The sequence below is a fragment of the Methanosarcina baikalica genome (assembly GCF_031461075.1).
Classification (GTDB): domain Archaea; phylum Halobacteriota; class Methanosarcinia; order Methanosarcinales; family Methanosarcinaceae; genus Methanosarcina; species Methanosarcina baikalica.
Window position 1 is genome coordinate 23,839 of the sequence record NZ_JAVKPK010000045.1, and the last position, 6,825, is coordinate 30,663.

Genomic DNA, 6,825 nt, shown 5'->3' on the forward strand with positions numbered 1-6,825 from the left:
AATAGGAATGTATGTCGCTCTATGTTTAAGTTTTCATCTTTCGTAAAAATAAGGGCGTTAAAGCCAGCTTTTACTTTTCGGACTTTATTTCTTCTGGCTATTAAGGCTGTTCCTTGTCTTATTTTCTCGTTGTGATCCAGGTTCCACAGGATACCGGAGATTTTTTAGATGCTTCTCCGTCGAGAACTTTTCCGAGCAGGGCAGGATCCCGAGCATCCATAACAAGGGCATCGAGCTTGCAGCGTTCGATAATTTTTGCGGCTACGGGGTCAACCGGAGACTTGGAGCCTGCTTTCATCTCAATTGCCATAACTATGTTTATTAGTTTCTCAGGGGAGATTTTATCATATTTTACTGCAGTGGGGTCACAGTTCGGGTCTGAAGAATAAACTCCGTCAATCGACGTTGCAATTGTGAGGAGGTCTGCCCGCAGGAATTCTGCAAGAATTGCAGCTACAGCATCCGTGGTCTGGCCAGGTGTGATTCCCCCCATTACCACGATCTTCCCGGAATTCATTGCCTTTGAAGCTTCTACGTAGTTTTGCGGGATTTCAGGGTATGCGTCGGATCCGAGGGCTGCGGCAAGCAGTCGTGCGTTCAGGCGAGTGATTTCGATGCCTATATAATCGCAGGTTACTTCATCGGCTCCCATAGCCCTTGCAGCCTCGATATAGTGCCTTGCCGCTTCTCCTCCCCCGGTTACCACGAGCAGTGTATGCTTTTTCGAGATATTCCGGAGAACATCTGCATATTTTAAAAAACGATCCGAGTCAAGGTCTTTTGCGAGAATTGAACCGCCTAATGAGAGTACTATGAGCATGATGATCTCTACACATTAACAATTCGGATTTTTAAATGTATCGCTGAAGTATTTTTCCTTAAGTCACCAAAAATCCCATATAACCAAAAACCCTAAAGACTCTCCAAACCAATAAATTGTTGCTTGACTACTTATTGTTTAAGCTAATCATCATTTAAAGCAGGTAAATCTTTTCGGTGCAGGGTGGTACATGGATCTTACTGATATACTTCGGGCTGTTAAAGAAGGAAAAATGGACCTTGAGGCTGCGGAAAAGCAAGTCCGTGGTCTGGGTTTTGTCTCCTATGCAAACATTGCAAAACTTGATTCTCATAGGAAAAGCAGGACAGGAATAATCGAGGCCATCCTTGCCGACTGTAAGGAGCCTGAGGATGTGGTGGAGATCGCCAGAGTCATGGTTACAGAGAGCAAAAGAGCCCTCATTACCCGAGTTTCCACAAAGCATCTTGAAGCCCTTAAACAGGCCTTCGGACAGGATAAACTTGAGTGGAACTGCAGGGCCCGCACGGTTGTTATTCATGACGGTACTCCTGCCCCCAGAACAGGTGGGGTTGTAGGAATCATTTCGGCAGGAACGGCAGATATCCCGGCTGCGGAAGAAGCAAGGGTTGTGGCCTCAGAAATGGGCTGTGAAACTATTACTGCTTATGACGTTGGGGTTGCAGGAATCCACAGGCTGATTCCCGAACTGCATAAGCTCAAATCTATGATGCCTGGAGCAATCGTTGTTGCAGCCGGCAGAGAAGGGACGCTTCCCACAATAGTCTCGGGACTTGTTGATGTGCCTGTAATCGGGCTTCCGGTCTCCACAGGTTACGGGGCAGGCGGCGGAGGAAAAGCTGCCCTGCTGTCAATGCTCCAATCCTGTTCCACTCTCGCAGTAGTAAATATTGATGCAGGCTTTGTTGCGGGAGCGTATGCAGCCCGGATCGCAAACATGATTACGGCTGCTGAGGCCCGAGGGAAGAACGAAAATGAAAATCAGGATGGATAACAGGGGAATAAATTGAAACCGAAATCCAGAAAGGAGTCTTTATGAAAGCACTTGTATTCAATCCTTTTTCAGGGGCAGCAGGAGATATGATCCTCGGATGTACCCTTGATCTCGGGGCTGACAGGAAAGAGGTTAAAGAACTAATCGAGGCATCTGTACCAGTATCCGTGGATATAATAGAAGTTCTGAAAATGGGAATAAAAGCTCTGGATGTCCGGATAAGAGTGCCTGAAAAAGAACCTGTCCGCACATATCCGGAACTTGTGGACGCAATAAAAGCTGCAAAATTGCCTTTCAGGGTGGAGGCAAGTGCTCTTGATATCTTTTTGAAGATGGCGGAAGCCGAAGCTTCAGTCCACGGGCAGCCCGACCTTGAAGAACTCCATTTCCATGAGGTGGGGCAAAGTGATGCCCTTGCCGATGTAATAGGCTCTTCGGCAGCCATCCATGCCCTTAACTGCGATTCTGTTTACTGCACTCCTATAAATGTGGGTAGCGGGACGATAGAATGTGCGCACGGAACTCTGCCTGTCCCAGCACCTGCTACCCTTGAACTTCTCAGGAGAGGGAAACTCTATTTTAAGGGAAGTGGGGAGAAAAAGGAACTTCTTACCCCTACAGGGGCTGCTATTCTTGCCCATTTTGCCAGACCAGTGGAGATTTTTCCCCAGGGCAGGGTAATTTCAATTGGCTACGGGGCCGGAGACTCAGACCTAGCTGGGCCCAACGTGCTTCAGGGAGTACTGTCCGAGCTTGATTCCTGCCTGATTCCGGATATAATTGAGGTGCTCGAAACTAATGCTGACGATGTGAGCGGAGAAGTCCTGGGTAACCTATTTGAGGAGTTGCTTGCTATGGGAGCAAGGGATGTTGTAATTGTCCCGGCAACAATGAAAAAAGGTCGTCCTGCTCATATTATCAAGGTCATTGCAAAGCCTGAAGATACTGCGAAGTTAGCCCGTAAAATCATTATCGAAACGGGCTCTCTGGGAATTAGAGTGATCCCTACCCGGCATAGGCTGATGGCCGCCCGAAAAATCGAAATAGTTAAACTTGAGGTAGAAGGGGAAGTATATGAAGCTGCAGTAAAGATTGCCAGGGACTCGGAAGGTATCCTGCTCAATATCTCTGCTGAGTTTGAAGACTGCAAGAAAATCGCAAAAACCAGCGGTGTTCCCGTAAAAGAGGTAATGAGAAGGGCAGAAGAGGCGGCAAGAAAACTCTTTTCCTGAAACTCTCAAAAGACATGAGTAAAGTACGGACAGGAGAATTGTGCTGATTTAATCACGAGAAGGTTCCAGAGAATTGAAAAGGATTCGAGAGAATTGAGTAAAAAAGTAAAGTGAAGTAGAAAAGCAAAAGTCTAAATCCCTGAGGCTTTTACTTTTCATCTGTTATTCTCTATTTTGGATCAGAGCTTGCCCATGGAATGCAGCAGTTCCGCATTCAGGACACTTGCCCCGGCTGCTCCGCGGATGGTATTATGCCCCATTGCGATGTAGCGGATTCCTTCTCTTATCCGGCCCACTGAAACGCTCATGCCTTTTCCCATACTGCGGTCAAGGCGCGGCTGAGGTCTGTCAATTTCGTCTCTTACTATTAGGGCTTTTTTAGGTTCGGAAGGGAGTTCTCCCAGCCTGGGGTCAAAGTTCAGGAAGGCTTTCCTTACTTCTTCAGGCGCAGGTTTAGCCCTCATTCCTGCCCAGATCGCTTCGGTATGCCCATCAATAACAGGGACTCTATGGCAGGAAGCGCTGACTCTTATGTCTGCGGGCACGATTTCGGAGCCGTTGAACTCTCCAAGGAGCTTTAAGGTTTCAGTCTCCATCTTCTGTTCTTCGCTTCCGATATAAGGGATTACATTATCATAGATTGCCATTGCGGCAACTCCGGAAAAACCTGCCCCTGAGATCGCCTGCATTGTGGCTACCTGTATGGTTTCGAGTCCAAATTGCATTAGAGGCTTCAAGGTAAGGGTCATGACAATTGTGGAGCAATTAGGGTTTGTGATGATATATCCGTCCCATCCCCTTGTATCCTGCTGGACTTCGAGAAGCCCTAGATGTTCCGAATTTACTTCAGGGATTACCAGAGGAATATCCTTTTCCATCCTGTAGGATGACGCATTGCTTGCCACTGCAAACCCGGCTTTTGCAAACTCTGGTTCGACTGTGAGTGCAAGGTCTGCAGGAAGTGCCGAGAAAACGACATCCGCGTCCACGGCTTTTGGGTCTACAGGGACAACTTCGATATTTTCAACACTTTCCGGCATAGCTGTATCCAGTCTCCAGCCTGCGGCTTCTCTATATGTTTTGCCGGCGCTTCTTTCGGATGCTGCAAGGGCTGTAATCTCAAACCAGGGGTGGTTTGCAAGTGCTTCTACAAATCTCTGCCCGACAGCGCCTGTGGCGCCTAAAATCCCAGCTTTAATTGCTACCATCTAAAAAGCTACCTCCGGAAAGATAAAAAATGATTGATAAAAAGGAAAAAGAAAAATGGAATAAAAAAAATTATTCCAATTGATTACCGTTTTATTCTTCTACTTTAATTGCCTGGTTCGGACATGCTTCTTCGCATGCACCGCACTCTACACATTCGTCCTGGTCGACTACCGCAATTCCCTTTTCTTCATCAAGAGTAATTGCTTCTGAGGGGCACTCATCGATACAGGTTCCGCATGCTGAACATTCATCTGCATTAACTAATGCTGGCATATTTTTTCACACTCCTTTTGGTTGCTCGATACGTACCTGGAAATTAGACAGGGCGTTTTTGAAACTTCCATGTGATATCGAAAAGTTTGGTCATAACGCCATTAACCAGATTAACATAAAAACTTATCGCTTTTTAGCAAAAGGAAGCCTTCAAAAATCAGGATGGAGTTAACCCGCACGCGACCAAAAATTATATTATTGAAAGTAATAATTAGAGGAAAAATAAAAAAATGTATTCTTAACACACAGAATCGTGCATGGCAATTCCAGCATCCGTCAGGCGGTACACCCCTTCTTCTGATTTAAGGAATTCTTCTTTTAGCAGGAAATCCATATGGAACTGAAAGAAGAAATCGTTTAGTCCTGACTCCTCCTTTAGCTGTTTTTCAGTCTTCCCAAAGACTCCGACAATCCGGAGAAGCTTTCTTCTTGCGGGGCTTATGGAAATCTTTTCCATCATCATATGTTCCAGTTTGACGGCCTCGCCCTCAGTAGGTTCACATTTTTTGTTGAAATACGCGTCAAGTTCATCGATATCCTCGTTCATACCAAAACTCCATCTCTCATTTTTATTGATTTAGGACTTACGCACTTGAGGTACAAAACCAAATTCAATAGGCTTTATGGTTGAATTTGTGTTTTATAAAGTTGAAGGTTTGATGCTATTGATTCCTGAGCTCAACCGCGTAAGTCCTATGATTAAAACCGGCTCTTTTAAAAGTTCCGAAAAGTCTAAGTGGTATTGTCTAAATATTATTCATAACTCTTCTCGGTTAAGTTGCAGGTTCAAAACCTATCTTTAAGTTAAATTTTACATTATTTTCATTCATCTTTCCTGTATATATTAAGCCTGCATATCTGCTCTTTTCCATGCTTACTATGATCTTCAGTATCATTTTCAGATTCGTGCTCCAGAACCTCTTTCTCAAAAGTAATCTCTGATTTCCGAAGGTTCTCTCCGAGAACACTTTCAATGATCTCTATGAGCTTATTTTTCGGGACTTTAGTAATTGCTGAAAGCAGCCTGAGTTCGGCTTTCTCACTTTTCCGATCCGGAATAATTTCTACCTGAGGCAGTTCTTTAGAGGAGGTCACACTACCCTTGACCGTAGATTCCGGAAGTTTCAGGGAAAGCTTTACATGCCCTACAAATTCAGGATTAATTTCCCGGACTCTTTCCTGAATAGTCCTGAGGCTCTCTTCTATAAAGCACACGCCTTTTTCAGGGTTAAGAGCGCAGGAAGATAGGATATAGAAAACTGAGTAAGCCGAGACTTCAGAAAGCTCAATTGAGTTTTTCATTTCTTCGGGAGGCTTTTTCAGCCCTGGCACCGCGAGATGAGTAAGCAACTTTTCGAATTGTTCATCTCCATGTTTTGCCGAGAACTTCAGAATCCGGGCTTCAGGGTTCATCTCATGGAGCATTTTCTCGGTGGACAGGATAAGCTCTGTGGCTGTTATATCTGTTTTGTTTATGCAGAGAATTTCGGCTTCCCTGATCTGGGTCTCGATAAACCTCGGGATTTCTTTTGCTTCAGTCCCGAAACGACCAGGATCTACAAGGGTTACTACAGGGGAAAAGGAAAGCTCGGAAAACCCCATTGTTTCTATTTCTTCCCTTATCTGCCCTGGAAAGGCAATCCCTGTCGGCTCGATAATAACAATGTCAGGCCTGAACTCTTCCTCAAGGGTCTGAAGGGTATATTGCATGCTTATTCTGAGTGTACAGCAGATGCAGCCGCTTGTAAGCTCCTCAGTTACAATGTCCGAAGCTGCGAGAATATCACCATCAAGACCGATTTCCCCAATCTCATTTACGATGATTGCAGTCCTTTTTCCTGCGTTACTGATTTGCCTGCTGATTTTTAGTATGGTAGTTGTTTTCCCGCTTCCGAGAAAACCCCCTATGATTATAAATTTCATGCCTCTCTCCTTTTTTATTGCAATAAAGTTGTTTTTTAGGCGATCTGAAAAGGAGAATCTATTTACTTATATATATAAAATTGGCAATGCCTCCCTAGTTGAGCCGCCCGAGTTGCGCCACCCGAGTTCCGTTTCGGAGTCACAGAAAATCAGAAATTTTCTGGGAGTTGTGATGTAATCGCAACAGCATGGGTCCGTTTCACTCGCTTCGCTCGCTCAAGCAGACTGGTTTATATTAAAGATGCTGAGCTGCGCTCAATAGGATTAATTTTTAAAGTTACAGTTTTTCCGGGCTGTATGCGTTTTCCGTGGTAAAAGTAGCTGGTCTGAGAAGTAAACGATTCGAAAAGAGAACATTGATTATTGTAATTTTT

At 45.0% G+C, this 6,825-nt stretch carries 7 protein-coding genes; 2 read left to right on the plus strand and 5 right to left on the minus strand.

Features of this window, described 5'->3' with window-relative positions; all coding sequences use genetic code 11:
* Positions 1 to 118: 118 nt before the first annotated feature.
* The gene (gene pyrH / locus RG963_RS11150) at positions 119 to 820 is read right to left on the minus strand and encodes a UMP kinase (RefSeq protein WP_310576353.1); all 702 of its coding nucleotides are present in this window, start codon (positions 818 to 820) and stop codon (positions 119 to 121) included.
* Between the two features lie 190 nt (positions 821 to 1,010).
* Here pyrH and larB point away from each other — a divergent pair, with 190 nt between their 5' ends.
* Positions 1,011 to 1,814: a nickel pincer cofactor biosynthesis protein LarB gene (gene larB / locus RG963_RS11155; protein ID WP_310576354.1), complete on the plus strand. Its 804-nt coding sequence runs from the start codon at positions 1,011 to 1,013 to the stop codon at positions 1,812 to 1,814.
* Between the two features lie 41 nt (positions 1,815 to 1,855).
* Complete coding sequence (gene larC, locus RG963_RS11160; RefSeq protein ID WP_310576355.1) at positions 1,856 to 3,046, plus strand: nickel pincer cofactor biosynthesis protein LarC; 1,191 nt, start codon at positions 1,856 to 1,858, stop codon at positions 3,044 to 3,046.
* A gap of 179 nt (positions 3,047 to 3,225) precedes the next feature.
* Here the strand turns inward: larC and asd are convergent, their stop codons facing one another.
* The 4 genes from asd to RG963_RS11180 form a co-directional block, all read right to left on the minus strand.
* On the minus strand, positions 3,226 to 4,254 hold the full coding sequence (gene asd / locus RG963_RS11165; protein WP_310576356.1) for an aspartate-semialdehyde dehydrogenase: 1,029 nt from the start codon (positions 4,252 to 4,254) through the stop codon (positions 3,226 to 3,228).
* Positions 4,255 to 4,345: 91 nt separating this feature from the next.
* A complete protein-coding gene (locus RG963_RS11170) occupies positions 4,346 to 4,528 on the minus strand; it encodes an indolepyruvate ferredoxin oxidoreductase subunit alpha (RefSeq protein ID WP_310576357.1) in 183 nt (60 codons plus the stop codon).
* Between the two features lie 238 nt (positions 4,529 to 4,766).
* A complete protein-coding gene (locus RG963_RS11175) occupies positions 4,767 to 5,075 on the minus strand; it encodes a hypothetical protein (RefSeq protein ID WP_310576358.1) in 309 nt (102 codons plus the stop codon).
* A gap of 275 nt (positions 5,076 to 5,350) precedes the next feature.
* A complete protein-coding gene (locus RG963_RS11180; protein WP_310576359.1) occupies positions 5,351 to 6,451 on the minus strand; it encodes a CobW family GTP-binding protein in 1,101 nt (366 codons plus the stop codon).
* Between the last annotated feature and the right edge of the window lie 374 nt (positions 6,452 to 6,825).

Bases quoted from the DNA above. Each gene is read 5' to 3' on its own strand.
- larB (WP_310576354.1), top strand. From the start codon at position 1,011: ATGGATCTTACTGATATACTTCGGGCTGTTAAAGAAGGAAAAATGGAC.
- larC (WP_310576355.1), top strand. From the start codon at position 1,856: ATGAAAGCACTTGTATTCAATCCTTTTTCAGGGGCAGCAGGAGATATG.
- asd (WP_310576356.1), bottom strand. From the start codon at position 4,254: ATGGTAGCAATTAAAGCTGGGATTTTAGGCGCCACAGGCGCTGTCGGG.
- pyrH (WP_310576353.1), bottom strand. From the start codon at position 820: ATGCTCATAGTACTCTCATTAGGCGGTTCAATTCTCGCAAAAGACCTT.
- RG963_RS11170 (WP_310576357.1), bottom strand. From the start codon at position 4,528: ATGCCAGCATTAGTTAATGCAGATGAATGTTCAGCATGCGGAACCTGT.
- RG963_RS11175 (WP_310576358.1), bottom strand. From the start codon at position 5,075: ATGAACGAGGATATCGATGAACTTGACGCGTATTTCAACAAAAAATGT.
- RG963_RS11180 (WP_310576359.1), bottom strand. From the start codon at position 6,451: ATGAAATTTATAATCATAGGGGGTTTTCTCGGAAGCGGGAAAACAACT.